The 16,660-nt window shown below is 44.3% G+C and carries 16 protein-coding genes; all 16 read right to left on the minus strand.

Annotated features, from left to right (window positions below; all coding sequences use genetic code 11):
- Positions 1-103: 103 nt before the first annotated feature.
- The 16 genes from BCU12_RS16490 to nrfB all read right to left on the minus strand — a co-directional run bounded on the left by BCU12_RS16490 (position 104) and on the right by nrfB (position 16,441).
- A complete protein-coding gene (locus BCU12_RS16490) occupies positions 104-1,576 on the minus strand; it encodes a sigma-54 dependent transcriptional regulator (RefSeq protein ID WP_102405352.1) in 1,473 nt (490 codons plus the stop codon).
- Between the two features lie 227 nt (positions 1,577-1,803).
- A complete protein-coding gene (gene fliS, locus BCU12_RS16495; RefSeq protein ID WP_102405353.1) occupies positions 1,804-2,214 on the minus strand; it encodes a flagellar export chaperone FliS in 411 nt (136 codons plus the stop codon).
- A gap of 12 nt (positions 2,215-2,226) precedes the next feature.
- A complete protein-coding gene (locus BCU12_RS16500) occupies positions 2,227-2,547 on the minus strand; it encodes a flagellar protein FliT (RefSeq protein WP_102405354.1) in 321 nt (106 codons plus the stop codon).
- A gap of 26 nt (positions 2,548-2,573) precedes the next feature.
- A complete protein-coding gene (gene fliD / locus BCU12_RS16505) occupies positions 2,574-4,556 on the minus strand; it encodes a flagellar filament capping protein FliD (RefSeq protein WP_102405355.1) in 1,983 nt (660 codons plus the stop codon).
- Between the two features lie 24 nt (positions 4,557-4,580).
- The gene (flaG, locus tag BCU12_RS16510) at positions 4,581-5,009 is read right to left on the minus strand and encodes a flagellar protein FlaG (protein WP_102405356.1); all 429 of its coding nucleotides are present in this window, start codon (positions 5,007-5,009) and stop codon (positions 4,581-4,583) included.
- Positions 5,010-5,087: 78 nt separating this feature from the next.
- Positions 5,088-6,218 (minus strand): flagellin, encoded by a 1,131-nt coding sequence (locus tag BCU12_RS16515; protein WP_102405357.1) that lies wholly within the window; start codon positions 6,216-6,218, stop codon positions 5,088-5,090.
- A gap of 410 nt (positions 6,219-6,628) precedes the next feature.
- Positions 6,629-7,762, minus strand: a complete 1,134-nt coding sequence (locus BCU12_RS16520; protein ID WP_102405358.1) for a flagellin — start codon at positions 7,760-7,762, stop codon at positions 6,629-6,631.
- A 282-nt stretch (positions 7,763-8,044) separates the two neighbouring features.
- Positions 8,045-9,178, minus strand: coding sequence for a flagellin (locus BCU12_RS16525; RefSeq protein WP_102405359.1), 1,134 nt, complete (start codon positions 9,176-9,178; stop codon positions 8,045-8,047).
- 162 nt (positions 9,179-9,340) lie between these two features.
- Positions 9,341-10,243, minus strand: a complete 903-nt coding sequence (locus BCU12_RS16530; RefSeq protein WP_102405360.1) for a Dyp-type peroxidase — start codon at positions 10,241-10,243, stop codon at positions 9,341-9,343.
- Positions 10,244-10,394: 151 nt separating this feature from the next.
- Positions 10,395-10,853: a DUF2919 domain-containing protein gene (locus BCU12_RS16535; protein ID WP_102405361.1), complete on the minus strand. Its 459-nt coding sequence runs from the start codon at positions 10,851-10,853 to the stop codon at positions 10,395-10,397.
- Positions 10,854-11,221: 368 nt separating this feature from the next.
- Positions 11,222-11,677, minus strand: coding sequence for a cytochrome c-type biogenesis protein CcmH (locus BCU12_RS16540; protein WP_102405362.1), 456 nt, complete (start codon positions 11,675-11,677; stop codon positions 11,222-11,224).
- 4 nt (positions 11,678-11,681) lie between these two features.
- Positions 11,682-12,215, minus strand: coding sequence for a DsbE family thiol:disulfide interchange protein (locus BCU12_RS16545; RefSeq protein ID WP_102405363.1), 534 nt, complete (start codon positions 12,213-12,215; stop codon positions 11,682-11,684).
- Positions 12,193-14,166: a heme lyase CcmF/NrfE family subunit gene (locus tag BCU12_RS16550; protein ID WP_102405364.1), complete on the minus strand. Its 1,974-nt coding sequence runs from the start codon at positions 14,164-14,166 to the stop codon at positions 12,193-12,195. The genes BCU12_RS16545 and BCU12_RS16550 overlap by 23 nt, the downstream gene beginning before the upstream one ends.
- Positions 14,167-14,206: 40 nt before the next feature.
- A complete protein-coding gene (gene nrfD, locus BCU12_RS16555; RefSeq protein ID WP_102405365.1) occupies positions 14,207-15,163 on the minus strand; it encodes a cytochrome c nitrite reductase subunit NrfD in 957 nt (318 codons plus the stop codon).
- Positions 15,160-15,852, minus strand: coding sequence for a cytochrome c nitrite reductase Fe-S protein (gene nrfC / locus BCU12_RS16560; protein ID WP_102405366.1), 693 nt, complete (start codon positions 15,850-15,852; stop codon positions 15,160-15,162). Before nrfC ends, nrfD begins: the two co-directional genes overlap by 4 nt.
- Position 15,853: 1 nt before the next feature.
- Entirely contained in the window at positions 15,854-16,441 is a 588-nt protein-coding gene (gene nrfB, locus BCU12_RS16565) for a cytochrome c nitrite reductase pentaheme subunit (RefSeq protein ID WP_102405367.1), read from the minus strand.
- Positions 16,442-16,660 lie beyond the last annotated feature (219 nt).

The following is a 16,660-nucleotide window of genomic DNA, read 5'->3' on the forward strand; positions in this document are numbered from 1 at the left end:
GACTTTCTGCCAATAAAACTACTATAGCCTGACATGCAATTAGCAAGCCAGGCTATTTATATTATTTATCAACAAGTTATGGTTGCGACAAGTTATTGACAGTTTATCGCTGCAAATTGTACTTACGCATTTTCTCAACGAGAGTCGTTCGTCTCATCCCGAGCATATCGGCTGCTCTTGCGACCACACCACTTTGGGCATCCAACGCTTGATTGATCATATTGACTTCAAGTTCAGCCAACAGTTCTTTCAAATTTAGTCCTTCCGGAGGAAGAGATTGCGGTGCATGTTCATTGACATGATCTTGGAAAGGCTGAGCGGCATCCAAACTAAAATCTTCTGAGAATATGTTTGCAAATACATCACGCTCTTGTTCTTCAATCGAAGCAAAGCTTGCTTTCTCAGGTTGAAATTCTGGAATATCACTGTAGCGATACTTCGTTGGAAGATGATTCACATCCACTAAACTGTTTGGATATAAGATCACCATCCTTTCGATTAAATTCGCAAGCTCTCGAACATTACCTGGCCAATCGTGTTCCATTAAGGAGTTGATAGAGCGAGGAGTGAAGCAAATTGGTTGGCTACCCTCAGCTTCCATTCGCGTCATGAGCTCTTGGATCAGTAAAGGGACATCGTCTTTACGTTCTTTCAATGCCGGCATTTCAATCGGAAAGACATTAAGGCGATAGTACAAGTCTTCACGGAATGACTCATCATCAATCATGCTTTCAAGATTTCTATGAGTTGCAGCCACCACTCGAACGTTCACGCGAATCGTGGTGTTACCACCCACACGCTCAAAGCAACGTTCTTGAAGTACACGCAGTAATTTAACCTGCATAGGCATTGGCATATCGCCAATTTCATCTAGAAACAGTGTACCGCCTTCTGCAAGCTCGAACCGGCCTTTACGTGATGTGATAGCCCCCGTAAAGGCACCTTTTTCGTGCCCGAACAACTCACTCTCAAGTAAGTCGGGTGGAATAGCACCACAGTTGATCGGAACAAAAGGGCCTTTTCGACGAGTCGAGTGATAGTGAATGTTGCGAGCAACCACCTCTTTCCCGGTACCCGATTCACCCAAAATCAGGACATTAGCCTCGGTATCTGAGACCTGCTCAATAAGATGGCGTACTTCTTTAATACCTAAACTTTGACCGACAAGACTGCGAAACAGGGTGTTTTTACGCGATGCAGTTGAAACCTGTACACCTTTGCGACCCAGAAAATCTTTGCAATGTCTGAGCGCTTCACTTAGTTGAGGGTAATTCAGTGGGAAATCTAGCTCACCAACATATTGAGGATAGTCGTCTACTGGATAGGCGTTCTTACCCGCAATAAGCAGAGGAATATGATGAGCGGTCGACAGCTGTTGGCTCAAGCTTGAAGGTAGAGCTTGCCCTTTTATAGAGCCAATAATGCATCCTGCTGCAAACTTTGACCAATCGATAGCTTCGATTTGATCAGACGTCACGACTTCACACTGCTCTCCAACGAATTCTAAAATATTACTTAGATTAGTTCGCATTTGTGCGTCATCTTCAATGACTAGTATTTTTGCTAAACCATGCATAGGTGAGAACGATTGCCTTCATTTTGATAAGTTGGTGGCTAAATCTAAATACCGGAAACGGGGCGCTTACTTTGAAAAGGGCTATTATAACGATAGACAATTTATATAAATCAGCAACAAAAAAGCCACTACAACAATTTGTAGTGGCTTCTATTTTATTTGATTAAAAAAATAAGGCAACAAAGCAATTGCTCGATGTGAGCGTAATGTCATCTTTTGCTTAGTTATTACATGCCAACGTCAGTAGCAGTTAAATTATGATACTCTGCTGGAATCTGATCCCACGCTGACTTTATTTCACGGATAATATCAATCACATCATCAATTGGCTGTGGATCATTTTGATGATTTGCCGCTGAGATTTGAGTGATCATGAATTCATATAATTGGTCCAAATTTTTAGCCACGTCTCCGCCATCGCTCATCGATAAGCAACTTCTCAAGCTAATGATGATGTCCAATGCTTTACCTAAACGCTCCCCTTTTACAGGAATGTTTCCTTGCTGCATTGCGGCTTTACCTTGAATCAGTCTTTCAATCGCGCCAGCCATTAGCATTTGAACAATCTTGTGCGGCGATGCTGCACTTAGCTGACTGTCTACTGATACCTTCTTGTATGCCTGTAATGAACCACGCATAGCTATCCTCTTTTATAAAAACTTCTTGTACTGTTGAACCGACTTATTACCGTAACGGTATTTTTTCAAGTTATTACCAAGCTGTGTTGTTTCTAACTGCATTAATGCAACAACCTTTTTGGTCTGTTCAACTAAAGAGAGCCAATCTTCTGACTCAGCAAAACTCGGATTTTCTTTTATATAGTTTAAGATATTTTGCAATATCTGTTCCCTTTTATCGACCAGCCCAACGATTTCTTCAGCATCAAAGTCATTTTTCTGCAAAGTCAGTGTAATTTGGTGATCGATCTCACGAATATCTCGGGTTTGCACCATAACCTCAGTTAACACCATCGCCTTTTCCTAAAGCTCATTGCTTTTTATTGTCCTAATGCGTTCATCATTCCGGCTAACTGATACTGCATTTTGCTGGTTGTGTCTTGCATGCTGGCAAATTTTGAGTGGGTACGCTTTTCTAAACCGTCCATACGGCGATCGAGTGCCGCTTGGTCGTCGTTTAAGCGGTAATTTTTCTCCACTAAGCTTTGCTCTCGAGTTCGAATCGAACCCGTTGCGTTAGTCATACTGTTGATCGCATCTTCAACTTTTTTAGCAAAACCTTGGTTTCCACCAAAGAAATCACCAATCTTAGTGAAGTTATTGTTCAGTTGGCGATCCAGCATATTGTAATTAATTTCGAGTGTACCTTGCCTAGTCGTCGTGATACCAAACTCGGTCAAACTCTTTAATTCATCAGGAGCAGGCTCAATGCTCGATGAGAACACCGACTTTAGCCTTGAATCTGCGCTTCTGACGATACTATCGCCCGCAAGCGGTCCTGCCTGACCGGTTCGTGGATCAACACTGCCTAGCTCTTTGCTGGTTTGATAGAACTGATTATACGCAGCAACAAACTGCTCAATGTCTTCTCGGACACCTTGTCTGTCATATTCGATGTCGATTTCGGCAGGTGCTTTGCCCACTTCCGATTTGCCTTTAACGGTCAAATCTACGCCTTCAATAGCATTCTCAATCACATTATTCTGACTAGAAAGCTGAGCCACGCCATCGAGCATGACTTTAGAGTCTTGTGCTGCCTGAACCTGAGTCATACCAACATAAGTATCAAAGGCTTTCTGCGCAGACAAAAGATCAGCATCGGCTTGGTCAACACGCTCAAGATAAGTTCGCTCTTCTGGTGACAGTTTTGAACGCTCAAGTTGCTTTGCACGCTCTGGCGTCATTTCACCTGACGCTACTGCACGCTCAATCGCAGCTTTCTCGTCTGCGAGCTTGCGGTCAAGTGCTTGCTTAGCTTCTTTAGGCGTGACGTACGAGTCCGTTAATGTGCCCGATGCACTGTTGTTCCACCCCGGTACATCTGGCGCTTTCTCTAACGCTTTGGCGTCTAATTCAGGTTCTGGCTCGTAATAAGAATCCAGCAGTGTGCCTGAAGCGGTTTCAGTCCACCCTGGAATTCGGTCTTGCGGTTTTAAATATTTGTTCGCATCTGCCGCTGCTGTGATGCCCTCTTTTGAGAGTTCATTCCCGGCTTTATCTGCAGATGGGTCGACAGACAACGCCGCTTCTGACGCTTCATCAGCGAGCTCTTCATCAATCCCTTTTGCCGCGTCACTGATGGTGTCCGCAACTTTTTGAGCAAACTTTTGCTCAAGGGGAGACAAAGGGTTTATTAATTCTTGTGCTGCTGCACGGGCTTTTTCAAGGTCTTTGACTCGCTCTTCAAGCGTTTTGTATTCAAGCTTATTTAGAGGGTCATTGAATCCCGCCTCAGCGGAGATCTTGATGGAGTTTTCTTCTCCAGACAGGTTTGATGCAACGATGAGCCTTGGCCCTTCGACATCATTAATCACCGAGGCACGAACGCCTGGGTTACTTTTGTTGTTGTTTATTTCTCTAACCACATCAACCAATGTGGCGTTTTCTCTGACATCAATCGTGAAGTCATCTCTGCCAAGTTGAATCTGCAGCTTACCAGGGCCAAATTTGTCGTCTGTAGATAACACATCAGACGCCACTTTATGACTCTGCGCAAGCTGCAACACATCGACAGCATATCTCCCAGCCATCGCTTCCGTAGTCGCGGTTGCAGCGACGACACTTTCATTCGTAGTGCCGACAGTTCTAGCTGCAAACGCTTTCTCTTGACGAAAGCTAGCCATGAGATTTTTCATCGTATCCAGCGACTCTTTGAGCCGACCATAGGCACTGATACTAGCATCAATATTGGTCCGCTCATTATCAATACGTTGCTGCTTCGGCGCACGCTCCGCATTGACAATTTTGCTGACCATGGAATTGATATCCATGCCAGTATTCATCCCCATAGGGCCTAAACTCATTAAATCACCTCAAAAAACACGATTCTATACCTTGTCAATAACCAGCCCAGATGAATAACGGGCGGCTTGATCTCGAAGGCGTCGCAACACCTCTAACATCTCCTCTTCCGGTATCTGGCGAATGATATCACCAGTACTGGCTTCATAGATGGTAACAACGTCCCTTCCTGATTGTTCATCAACTCGGAAAGATAAACCAGTATTAATAGAAGAGATAAAATCATTCATCTGTTCTACCATCATTTCACGTTCTTGCTTGTTAAGCTTTTCTCGCTGTTTGACGAGCTCGATTGTTGCTTCAACAGATTGAACGTGCTTCTGGTTTACTTCTGACGCTTTACTACCCTCTGTTCGAGAGGAAACGTTCGGGGCACCATTGTTTTCTGAAGCAAATTTAATGCCACCATTTGAGCCGTAAGGCTGGATGTTCGATGTGTTGGATGATATTTCCATAACAATCTCCCTTCCACCTTATAGGTTGGTTACCATTTCGGTCACCGTTCCCAATAAGCTCCTGACGAAACCTACCGATTAACCTAACAAGCTAAGGGCTGCAGATGGTGACTGCTTCGCCTGAGCTAGCACTGACGTACTCGCTTGTTGCAGTATCTGCGATTTCGTCATTTGCGTTGTTTCTTTCGCGTAGTCGGTATCTTGAATACGGCTACGAGACGCGTTCACGTTCTCGTTAATGTTGTCCAAGTTACTGATTGCGTGACCAAAACGGTTTTGGAATGCACCTAAAGATGCTCGCTGGCTGTCCACCGCTTTTAGTGCGCCATCAATCACTGACACACCCAACTGTGAACCTGCAACGGTCGACACATCAACGTCGGCAACCGTTACGTCTTGCGCTGCGCCGAAGCCAATCTCACCGCCTAAACCACCACCAATGGTCACATCACCCGATACTTTTTGGCTTGATGCGAACAGTTGTAGTTTACCTTCCTCACCAACGGAAGCCTTAACGTCTTCACTTTGACCATTAATGTAGGTCGCAAGCTGTTCGATATCGTCACCTTGCTTGGCATTAATCGTTAGGCTTTTTGCTTCACCGTTCTGATCATTATAGTCCAGGGTAAGGTCTGTTGCGGCATCGACTCTCCAGTCTGGAGTTTGGCCGTTCGTCGCCACATAGCTTTTACCGCCCATGTCCATGGTATCAGAACGCATATTGTTCATGCTCAGCATAACAGCCTCACCTGAACCGGCACCGATTTGGAACGATTGGTTGCCAAAAGAACCATTAAGCAGCTTGTTACCACCGAATGAGGTGGTTTCCGCAATACGGTTCAGCTCGTTGTTCAAGGCCGTGACTTCTTCTTGAATCGCGACACGTTCAGAACGGGAGTTAGAGCCGTTAGAAGATTGAAGGGATAGATCACGCATACGTTGGAGGATGTTGGTTGTTTCGTTCATCGCTCCTTCAGCCGTTTGAGCAATCGAAATACCATCATTGGCGTTTTTAACCGCCATATCTAAACCACGACTTTGCGAGGTTAGACGATTGGAAATTTGAAGACCTGCCGCATCGTCCCTTGCGCTATTGATTTTATAACCGGACGATAGGCGCTCCATCGACTTCTGAGTCCCGTCGGCAGCACCATTCAGATAGCGCTGCGCGGTCATCGCCGACACATTTGTGTTTACGTTAATTGCCATTATTGATCTCCTTCGGCATTTAGGTTGATGCGCCGTCGTGTCTCTCACCTCACTTTGACGCATCTCATTTCTCTCAGTCCTGTAACGGCCAAGAGGAAATAAGCTTTAGGAAAAAATTAAAATTATTTTCATTTAATTCTTAACTGAACAAAAAGTCGAGTAAGAACAAATAATTAGAATGACAGTACGGTAAAAAATAATTTCCTTCATTTCAGGTTATGTGCGTTGTTGCCTTAAAATCAAGACAAAACCACTTTAGAAATTAAATGCAAATTTTTTGTTACGTTCACCCGTACCGAAAACAAAAAAAACCCAGCCGAGGCTGAGTTTTTGGTTTGCTCAATGAAGAGCCACTTTGAGAATTTCGTCTCAAAGGCTTGGTGTAAGAACCAAGCCTGATTCCACTAGGCTTAACCTAAAAGGCTTAGCGCTGAGTTCGGTGCTTGCTTCGCTTGAGCAAGAATAGAGCTTGATGCTTGCGAAAGAATTTGAGATTTAGTCAGTGCCGTCGTTTCTTTAGCAAAGTCAGTGTCTTTGATTCGGCTCTTAGACGCGTTCACATTTTCGTTAATGTTGTCTAAGTTGCTGATTGCGTGGTCAAAACGGTTCTGGAATGCACCCAATTCAGCACGATGACTATCGACAAAGTTTAATGCAGAATCAATAACCGCCACTGACTCTTGAGCACCACCAACTGAAGTAACGTCAATCGTGTTAACCGTTACCGCTTGGCCAGCTTCAAAGCCAAGTTCACCCGCTAATGCACCACCAAATGCTACGTCACCATCTACTTTATTGCTGCCGGCTAACATTTGCAGTTGGCCGTCTTCATTTACAGAAGCTTTGATGAAGTCTTGCTGACCATTCACATAAGTCGCAAGTTGCTCGATATCATCACCCGCTTTAGCGTTAATGGTAAGAGCTTGATCTTGACCGTACTTATCTTTGAACGTCATGGTTAGGTCGCTGCCGCCAGCTTGTACTGACCAGTCTTTGTCTTGACCGTTCGTCGTTTTGTAGCTTGTGCCGCCCATTTCAGAGTTATCACTACGCATGTTGTTTAGAGACAACATTACCGCTTCACCGTTGTCTGCACCAATCTGGAATGATTTAGTGTCGAACGTGCCGTTAAGTAGTTTATTACCACCGAAAGACGTGGTTTCTGCGATACGGTTCAATTCGTTGTTCAGTGCACCTACTTCTTCTTGAATCGCTACACGCTCTGATTTTGAGTTTGAGCCATTCGCTGATTGCAGAGACAAGTCACGCATACGTTGTAGAATGTTGGTTGTTTCATTCATTGCACCTTCAGCGGTTTGTGCAATTGAAATACCGTCATTTGCGTTACGTACTGCAACATCAAGACCACGACTTTGAACATTTAATCGGTTCGAGATTTGAAGGCCAGCAGCGTCATCTTTTGCACTGTTGATCTTAAAGCCCGACGATAAACGTTCCATTGATGTTTGTTGTGCATTGTTCGCGCTGTTTAGGTAACGCTGTGCTGTCATCGCTGATACGTTAGTATTTACATTCACTGCCATGGTATATCTCCAATTGATTTTTCGTTACTTCAGGTTTTCGATGTCTCGAAAAACCAAGCTGTTCTTTTAAAGTTATTTAAATTAACGGCACCATTTTCCAAACCTTGAGACTTTTTTTAAGTTTTTTATAAATAAAATGCGTTTGGAGGTAAAAAGGTGATCTTTCGTACAAAAAGAAAACAATGTGTTTATTTTTAGCTCAAGAAAATGGGGTTGTTGTCGGTGTAGTCGAGAAGGATTATTTTGTAAAAAAGACGGGATAATAGACGAGTTGCGTATGTCCTACCCTAATAAGGTAAGCGCGAGATTAGGCTGCTGTTTAGCTTGAGCCAAGATAGACGTACTAACCTGCTGCAAGATTTGTTGCTTAATCATTTGCGTGGTTTCTTTCGCATAGTCGGTGTCTTTAATACGACTGTTCGAGGCCGCCAGGTTCTCATGAACGTTATCGAGATTATTGATGGCGTGACTAAACCGATTCTGCATTGCACCCAGTTCAGCCCTGTGGCTATCAACGTACTCAAGGGCAGTATCAATGATAGAGACCGCTCTTTGCGCCCCACCAACGTCAGTAATGTCTACATTATCAACCGCTTCATAGCCCGCGAGTGACAATTGAAGCTCTGACGATAGATCTCCTGAGAATGCGATGGTGCCCGATGTTTCCTTACCCGACATATAAACCTGAAGCTGTCCTTGCTCATTAACTGACGCAGATACCTGATCCGTTTGCCCGTTAATATAGGTCGCAAGCTGCTCAATGTCATCGCCCACTTTGGCCTCGATTTGAATCGTCTGTTGCTCACCAACGGCATCGGTGTATTGCATGGTCAAGGATTGTGAACCCGGTTTTACTTGCCAGTTGGAGTCTGCCTTTCCAGCAGCGATGTAGCTAAAGCCACCCATGCCCATATTATCCGAACGCATGGAATTTAAGGACACTTGTACCGCTTCACCCGAACTCGCCCCAATCTGAAAGGAAGACTCTCCAAACGAGCCATTGAGCAGTTTTCGACCACCAAAAGAGGTGGTTTCAGCAATCCTGTTCAATTCTGCGTTTAAAGCACTCATTTCCTCTTGTAGGGCAATACGTTCTGATGCGCTATTTGAACCGTTCGCGGACTGCAATGAGAGATCTCTCATGCGTTGCAAAAGGTTGGTTGATTCTTGCATCGCGCCTTCCGCAGTTTGCATGATAGAAATACCGTCGTTGGCATTTCTAACCGCAACATCAAGACCACGCATCTGAGATTCTAATCGATTCGAGATTTGCAAGCCTGCCGCATCGTCTTTTGCACTATTAATACGGCTCCCTGAAGCTAAACGCTCAAGAGATTGATTCAGCATGTTGGTCGCATTGCCCAAATGGCGCTGCGCTGTCAGTGCTGAAACATTGGTATTAACGGTGATGGCCATGCTTTCCTCTAGTGTTCAAATCGATAGTTGTTCGCTCAACAATAAATCGGCACTGACATTTCTCGATGAAAGATCGGCGCTTAAGTATTTATCGGTCAATTCGGTTGAATCTTTAACAAAAAAACGAGCACATGGCTCGTTTTCTATTAAAGTCCTATTCGACTATTTTAGCGCTAGCGTTTGCAGCATTTCCGCAGAAGGTGCGAAGAAATAAGCGCCGGTTACCGCTTTGGTAAAGCGCAGCAATTGGTCCGTCTTGCCATCTGTGACGCCATACATGCTTTCTAGCATCACTTTGAAGTTGTGAATACGGTTACAATAAGCAATGAACAATAGGCCATGTTCACCGCTTGCGCTTCCGTATGGCAGACTGTGACGAACAATCTTCACCCCTTTGCCATCTTCTTTAATATCAACACGACCCACATGAGAAGCCGCGGGTACATCATCAAGCTCAATAGAGTCGGGTTTAGTGCGCCCCACTACTTTTTCTTGCGCTGCCACATTCAGTCGATGCCACGCCGGAAGATCATGCACAAATCGCTGAACCATCACGTAACTGCCACCAGCAAAGTCACCTTCAGGAATAATAGCGACTTCATTTCGAACTTCATTCTTCGGGTTTTCAGTCCCGTCGACAAAATCGGTCATGTCGCGTGAGTCCAAGTAGCGATAGCCATTGGTTTCATCGACTACATCCACATCTTCTGAAATATCAGCCAGCAGCTTTCGCAATACATAGAAGTGCAAATCATGGCGATTTGAATGACAGTGAATCAACACATCAACATCGCTGCTTGGTGCCGTGATGTCACCACTGCCCAGGGCAGGAAAATCAATCAGCTCACTCGGTGTTTGTTGATTTAATTGCGACCAAAATGATTTGGTAAATGCGATTGAAACCGTTAAGCCCGCGTCAGGTTGTGTGTCATTCAACCCTTCGATGAGAGAAGGGAGTGCCTGTAAGCGGCTAATGACGTTTGCTGCGTTTTGCTTAATCTTTAACAGTGTATATTGCGCAAATGGTCCTGCTTCAGGAAGAATTGCACTTTGTGGTTGTGACATTAACTTGTCCTCTGATTTTGAATTCTTGACACTTTTTTGCTCTTTGCATCAGGGCTCTTTCTGTTGAGAGCCCGGTTTAAATTAATTTTGACCGTGCTTCATACAACACCCTGATCAACGCTATTCAACATGGTTACCCAATTTTGCATCGCTAGGTCAGTGAAGGGATGCTGAGGCTATCTCTAACACTGCGGCTTTTTACTAAATAGATCGCAAGCCATAATAATAGCATTAGGGTCACACCATTTGCCCAGGTGAACGCACCATGTTCTAAATGCACATGATAGACGGTAAGCGCGAACTGAGCACATACCGTTAACAGCGTAATCGAGCGTCCCCAGCTTACAATTTTGTTTATCCAATGACGCTCGACATTACGTAAACCAATGAACCACATGAAGATGATGCTGGGTACTCCCATCGCCAATCCAATATAGAGCGTAGTTTGATCAGGATAGACAATGCCGAGAATTTTCGCCCCGCTCTCTCTGCTGGCTCCGGCCACGATAAATACAATCCAAGCTTTCGCGAGAAATAGCCACCCTAACCAAAGCCAAAGAGGCGCTTTTAAAAAGCCATTTTTATCATGTTGTTCTACAGAATAACGCACACACAGTCTTATTAATTGATGGTTCGAATTGCCATCACTTTACCGCAATTACTCCACTCTGTGATGTCAATTTCGTAATTTCTAACAAAAAAATAGGGGGATTGAATGGTTATTGAGTGCCCCATGATTAGGGTCAAACTCTTTTGTACTGTCGTAACCTTAGATAAGAGAGGTACGTACGATAAAAGAGGAACGTTAGATAAAAGCAGCGGCGAACGAAACGGCTTCAGCTTCTATCGTCCAGTTTCAATAACCGTTTGGAAGTGTCCAACCGCAATGGTAGGTAAAAGATGAAAAATGACGTGATGTATTTTGACAAGTATCAGGCCGAATGGTTACTGCCTAGTATTAGCCTTCAGCTCCGACACTTATTCGTGGTGCTTTTCATCCGTAGAGTGGGTTGATATTGAGCGATAAGAGAACAACGCAAATAAGAGCATAACAAGTAGAGGCAATCCCCAAAGCAGCGCGTTCTTCAATGTTTTAGGTGGGTTGTACAATACGAACTCCCCGTAGCGAGACGTCATGAACTCAATCACCTGCTCCTCAGATTCACCTTGATTAATCTTAGTAAATACAATGAACCGAAGATCTTTGGCAATGGGGGAATTGGATTCCACTAAATTTTGATTTTGACACTGAGGGCAACGCAATGACTTCGCTAAACTCACGGCAATCTTTTGATATTCTGGTGTTTTGAATTCAAACAGTTCCACCAACTCCGTGGCTTCTTTCGTTGGCGCAGCAAAGATTCCATCGGTTTGTGCATAGGCCAGAGAGAAGCTTGAACATACCGATAATAAAAAGATGACGAGTACTTTCATATTGCTAGCCTTCATTAAAGTACGATTCGAAATGGTCTTTCCAAACCTTGTCCGTTAACCGACCGAGCGCCTTTTTAATGATGACCCCATCATTATCAACCAAATAGGTTTCTGGCGTTCCAATCACACCAAGATCGATAGCAAGTTGGCCATTAGGATCGAAAACAACGGTGGTATAAGGGTTACCTTGTTCGACCAAGTACTCTTTTGCCGGTGCTTTTTTATCGCGATAATTCAAGCCGATAATTGGAATGCCTTGAGACTGCAACTCAACAAGAAAATCGTGTTCACTCAAACAGACGCCGCACCAGCTTGCCCATACATTAATCAGTTGATAACCCTGCCCCGAAACCATGCGTTCATCGATGATAAGGGTATCCTCAAGTAAACTGGTTGACTGAAAATGAGGGAATTCACGATCTTTGCCAGCGACAACACCGCTGGCCTCTTGTTGAAAGATGCCTGTCATGACCACACTGGCAAAGCCAAAAATCAATAAGCATAAGAGGAATAGGTTACGTACTTTGGATTTCTTCATGTCGTTTTATTTTCACCTTTTTCGACGACAATACGCTCATAGCACCGCCTAACATCATTAATAGACTGCCAAACCAAACCCAGCGAATGTACGCCTTATACTGAATTTTGACGGCATAACTGTTAGAGCCAAGCTTATCTCCTAACGTGACATAAACATCACCATGCCAGAAGATTTTGATTGCTGGCTCACTCATATTCATGACGCGTACAGGATAGTGTCGACGCTCTGGCGATAAAGTAATGGATTGTCCATTCAAGTCAAAGAGCTCAATTTCAGCTTGTTCCGCCGTATAATTCGGGCCAATAACCCAATGCGTATCATGATAAACAACTTGCCACTGCTGGAAACTAAATTGCGTCTCACTCGATAATTTACGACCTATTTCTTGTGAGTGCTCACTATTCATGACAGCGCCTATACATGCGACTGCAAGACCGATATGAGCGAACACAGTTGGCCACTGCTTAGCGTTAAAATGACTCATCGCAAACGAATACACATGAGTCACCCCCACCCACATGGCAAGCACCCAAATAGACCACGCAAGAGCACTAAACTGGTCTACAAGCAAGTCATCCGCTGCGACTTGTGGGTATTGAATGAAGGTAAGCAATAACCAGTAAACGCCCGTGCCCAAAAGCAAAGCGGAGCAAGCTAAGAATGCGAACACCTTGGTATCAACCGCTTTGCCCCTGTACCACTTTAGCAAAGGGGCCAATCCCATCCCCACTAACGCTAGAACCGTGATAGGCAGTATCATAGTATTAAAATAGGGCGCTCCAACAGAGATACTGCCTAACCCCATCAGCTCATAAACCATGGGGTAAAAGGTGCCGAGAAAAACGGTAAAGGTTGCAACGACCAACAATCCAATCGAGGTTAACAGCAGGTAGCTTCTACTCACTAACGCTTTCAAAGGCTGGCTGCTTAATGAATCGTATTTCAAGATAAGGAGCCCTAACGACCCCAGTAACGCAATCACCAGAATCAGTAAGAGCGCAATGCCTTTATTTGGATCGACGGCAAATGCATGAACCGAAGTCAGCACCCCAGAGCGGACAATAAAGGTGCCTAATATACTGAAACAGAACGTCGTAATCGACAGCCCAATCGACCAAAGATGAAACATGTTATAGCGATGCGCCGCTAGGTGAGCATGCAATAACGCTGTCCCAGTTAACCAGGGTAATAAAGAGGCATTTTCGACAGGATCCCAAAACCACCAGCCGCCCCATCCTAGCTCGTAATACGCCCACCAAGAGCCTAGAACAATCCCTGCCGTCAAAAATACCCAAGAGGCTAACGTATAATTACGACTGAGTATCAGCCAATGGTTATTAACCTCGCCTTGCATCATTGCTGCGCAAGCAAACGCAAAAACCGTTGAGTAACCAATATAACCAAGATAAAGAAGAGGCGGATGAAAAATCAAACCCACATCTTGAAGCATTGGATTGAGATCTCGGCCTTCAGCTAGCAAAGTGCTGGATGATTCAAAAGGATTGGAAGCAAATACCGTGAACCAGCCAAACGCTGCAATGAGCAAATTCATCACCCACAGCACATCGTGTAGGTAACTGGATTTGCCTTGAACGGAATCAACTCGCTGAATAAATGAGATGACAGCGGCCCAGCAGCACAATGTCATGACCCAAAATAACATTGAGCCTTGGTGCCCACCCCAAATCGCCGCGACTTTAAAAAATACAGGTAATTGAGAGTTTGAATGGGAAGCCACGTACTCTAGTCCAAACTGGTCTGTGACGAATGCGATTCCTAACAAACATAGACTTGTTAGCGAGAGCAAAGCATTAATCCGTGTTACTGGAAGCAGTAAGCTGAGTTGCCCATGGCTTGTGAACCACCGTTCAACACCATAATAAAGTGCGATGAACGAGCTCAATACTGCGACCAATAACAATGTGATGAAGCCTAGCTCTCCTATCATTCCTCGCTTATAACCTCTTAATCTTCAGCATCTTTGATATTTATACCATTGTCATTTGACCGGCATAGAGAATGAATGTTCTTAACATCAGTACACCCAGAAGGCTTAGCGTTGTAACGACCAAGATAAAGCCATTATTATGCTGAACTTCTTTCGGTGTCACTGCGTTTAGGGTCAAAGGTAATAACATGCCTATAAAGATCACGCCGACCCAGAACCACTGCGCCCAGAAGCCACTGCCAATCGCATTCCATGCGGCTACCTCAGCTTGTCCTCCGCTGAAAATAAGGCCAGTAAAAAAGGTCAACAGAACAAACAACTCAAACAGAACCACTGGACGTTCAAACCCGTGTACCCATTTTACGCTGGCACTGCTTGCCGGTTCTTTAAATACAAGAATCCCGAACAGTAAACACGCCGCTGCGCCAGAAGATAAGCTAGAGAACAGAAACAGTATTGGCAATACAGGGTTGTTCAACATAGGAAAAGTCTGAAGCGCTGAAAGCAAGAAACCTGTATAGGCTGCGAGTGTCACCGCTAGAATTCCGAGGAAGACTTCTATTGCGTTTTCAAACTGACCAAACTTAACCAGAAGGCCATCGACAAAACCCAACTTTCCTTTTAAGAAACCAACGATCGGCACTCTAAAGATGATACCAATCCAAACGAACAGCACCGCCATATAGACATTAAAGAGCATCACACCCATAGACATTACAGACGTAGGATTATAGAAGATCATGATCTTCCAAAAATCTAATGGCTTCGTTAAGTGAAAGACGAGAATCGTCAAGCCAACAACAATGCCAAAGGGCGCTAAGAACGCAGTGGCTTTTAAGATGCCATTATCAGCAGCATCGCCTTCAATGACTTTTCTTTTTAAGTAAATTGAAATCATTACTGCACCGGCTGACATTCCCGCCAAGAACAGATAGATAGCTATGATCCAATCCCATACAACCGTACCAGATTGAAATGCGGTATCCCATGCACTCATGATGAAACCTCCCCTTTCTGATGTGGTATTTTGTACAACTTAGGTTTGGTACCTAAATGCAGCTTGTCTCGGTAGACAATTTCATTGTTCAGTAACTTACTGATCTCGCTCGCAGGATCATTTAGGTCACCAAACACGAGGGCATTGGTTGGACAAGATTCAACACACGCAGGTAATTTTCCTTGTGCTAAGTTGGTATCACGGCAGAAGTTGCATTTGTCGGCAGAGCCATTTTCAGGGTGGAAGAATCGAACTTGGTAAGGGCACGCTAATAGACAGTAACCACAACCGACACATTTCTCTTTGTGCACATCCACAATGCCCGTCTTTTCATCTTTGTAGGCTGCGCCTGTCGGACAAACCATGACACACGGTGCATTATCACAGTGCTGACAAGAGTTTCGAGTAAATCGGTACTCGACATCAGGGTGCTCACCCATTGGCTCACTTCGCACAATCTCTAATCGAGACACACCTTCTGGAACCTTATTCACATCTCTACAGGCATCGGTACAGGCCGTACAACCAATACACGCGGTTTCATCGTGAACCATGCCGTATAGCTTGCCACCCTCTTGTTCAACATTAGCCAATGTTTTTCGACTATTGAGAACAGCAGTACCCGCGACGCCGGTGGTCATAATGACCGCACCCGCTCCCGCTAAAAAATTTCGTCTAGAACAGCTCATACTACCTCTCCTCTTCTTTTTGGTTAAAGTCAGAGTGGCAATCAACACACATTTGAATGGTTTCTTTGCGCTCGATACCCAGCACCTTCGCTTTATTCGCGTGCACATCGTGGCAGTTTGAGCAGGTTAGATTTTTAGCATGGACATCGTGCGTCCAATTTTTCTCTTGCAGTTTAGAAGGGGTATGACACTCCGTACATTGGCTGTTCGCATCCAAAATTAATTCTGGATCGAGAAAAACCTTATCCGTGCCTTGTTTAGATTGTGCACTAGAGAATTTATTGACTTCAGGGGCACCTTCTCGGTGATCAGGGCCTATTCCATTATGGCAGTCGGTACAGTTAACCTCTCGGCCAAGCGCACTGTGTGCTTCTTCTCCGTGAGAGCCTGCAAGCGTTTCCTTTGAATCCTTATGACATTGGACACATTTGTAATCCTTGTCACGGATAAGCGTAACTTCATGTCTACCTGTCGTATCTTCAGACTGCAAGGTTGAAGTATCGGCAACGGCATGAAGAGAATAACCATAGAGGCAAAATGCAAGAAGAGACTTCAGCATAATGGCTATGGCCAACTTTATATTGCCCATTTTATCCTTTCCTTATATCAGCGCTAACCAAAACAAGTAGCCACTAATTAATTCAAAGTCTTACAAAATATAAATTAATAATGATAACTATTCGCAATTGTTATTTACTGATCAAATTTAACGTCTTCCAGAGTTATTAAATTCAAACTCTAAATGATATCAATTCTTATTTCGGGATAAGCCACAACGCTATATAAATATAATACTCTCATGCCTATT

This window comes from Vibrio sp. 10N.261.55.A7, assembly GCF_002877365.1.
GTDB lineage: Bacteria > Pseudomonadota > Gammaproteobacteria > Enterobacterales > Vibrionaceae > Vibrio.

Coding starts and splice junctions, on each gene's coding strand:
- BCU12_RS16540 (WP_102405362.1), bottom strand. CDS start 11,677: ATGAAAGTACTCGTCATCTTTTTATTATCGGTATGTTCAAGCTTCTCT.
- nrfC (WP_102405366.1), bottom strand. CDS start 15,852: ATGAGCTGTTCTAGACGAAATTTTTTAGCGGGAGCGGGTGCGGTCATT.
- BCU12_RS16545 (WP_102405363.1), bottom strand. CDS start 12,215: ATGAAGAAATCCAAAGTACGTAACCTATTCCTCTTATGCTTATTGATT.
- BCU12_RS16525 (WP_102405359.1), bottom strand. CDS start 9,178: ATGGCCATCACCGTTAATACCAATGTTTCAGCACTGACAGCGCAGCGC.
- BCU12_RS16520 (WP_102405358.1), bottom strand. CDS start 7,762: ATGGCAGTGAATGTAAATACTAACGTATCAGCGATGACAGCACAGCGT.
- BCU12_RS16530 (WP_102405360.1), bottom strand. CDS start 10,243: ATGTCACAACCACAAAGTGCAATTCTTCCTGAAGCAGGACCATTTGCG.
- nrfB (WP_102405367.1), bottom strand. CDS start 16,441: ATGGGCAATATAAAGTTGGCCATAGCCATTATGCTGAAGTCTCTTCTT.
- fliD (WP_102405355.1), bottom strand. CDS start 4,556: ATGAGTTTAGGCCCTATGGGGATGAATACTGGCATGGATATCAATTCC.
- BCU12_RS16515 (WP_102405357.1), bottom strand. CDS start 6,218: ATGGCAATTAACGTAAACACAAATGTGTCGGCGATGACCGCGCAGCGC.
- nrfD (WP_102405365.1), bottom strand. CDS start 15,163: ATGAGTGCATGGGATACCGCATTTCAATCTGGTACGGTTGTATGGGAT.
- BCU12_RS16550 (WP_102405364.1), bottom strand. CDS start 14,166: ATGATAGGAGAGCTAGGCTTCATCACATTGTTATTGGTCGCAGTATTG.
- BCU12_RS16490 (WP_102405352.1), bottom strand. CDS start 1,576: ATGCATGGTTTAGCAAAAATACTAGTCATTGAAGATGACGCACAAATG.
- flaG (WP_102405356.1), bottom strand. CDS start 5,009: ATGGAAATATCATCCAACACATCGAACATCCAGCCTTACGGCTCAAAT.
- BCU12_RS16500 (WP_102405354.1), bottom strand. CDS start 2,547: ATGGTGTTAACTGAGGTTATGGTGCAAACCCGAGATATTCGTGAGATC.
- fliS (WP_102405353.1), bottom strand. CDS start 2,214: ATGCGTGGTTCATTACAGGCATACAAGAAGGTATCAGTAGACAGTCAG.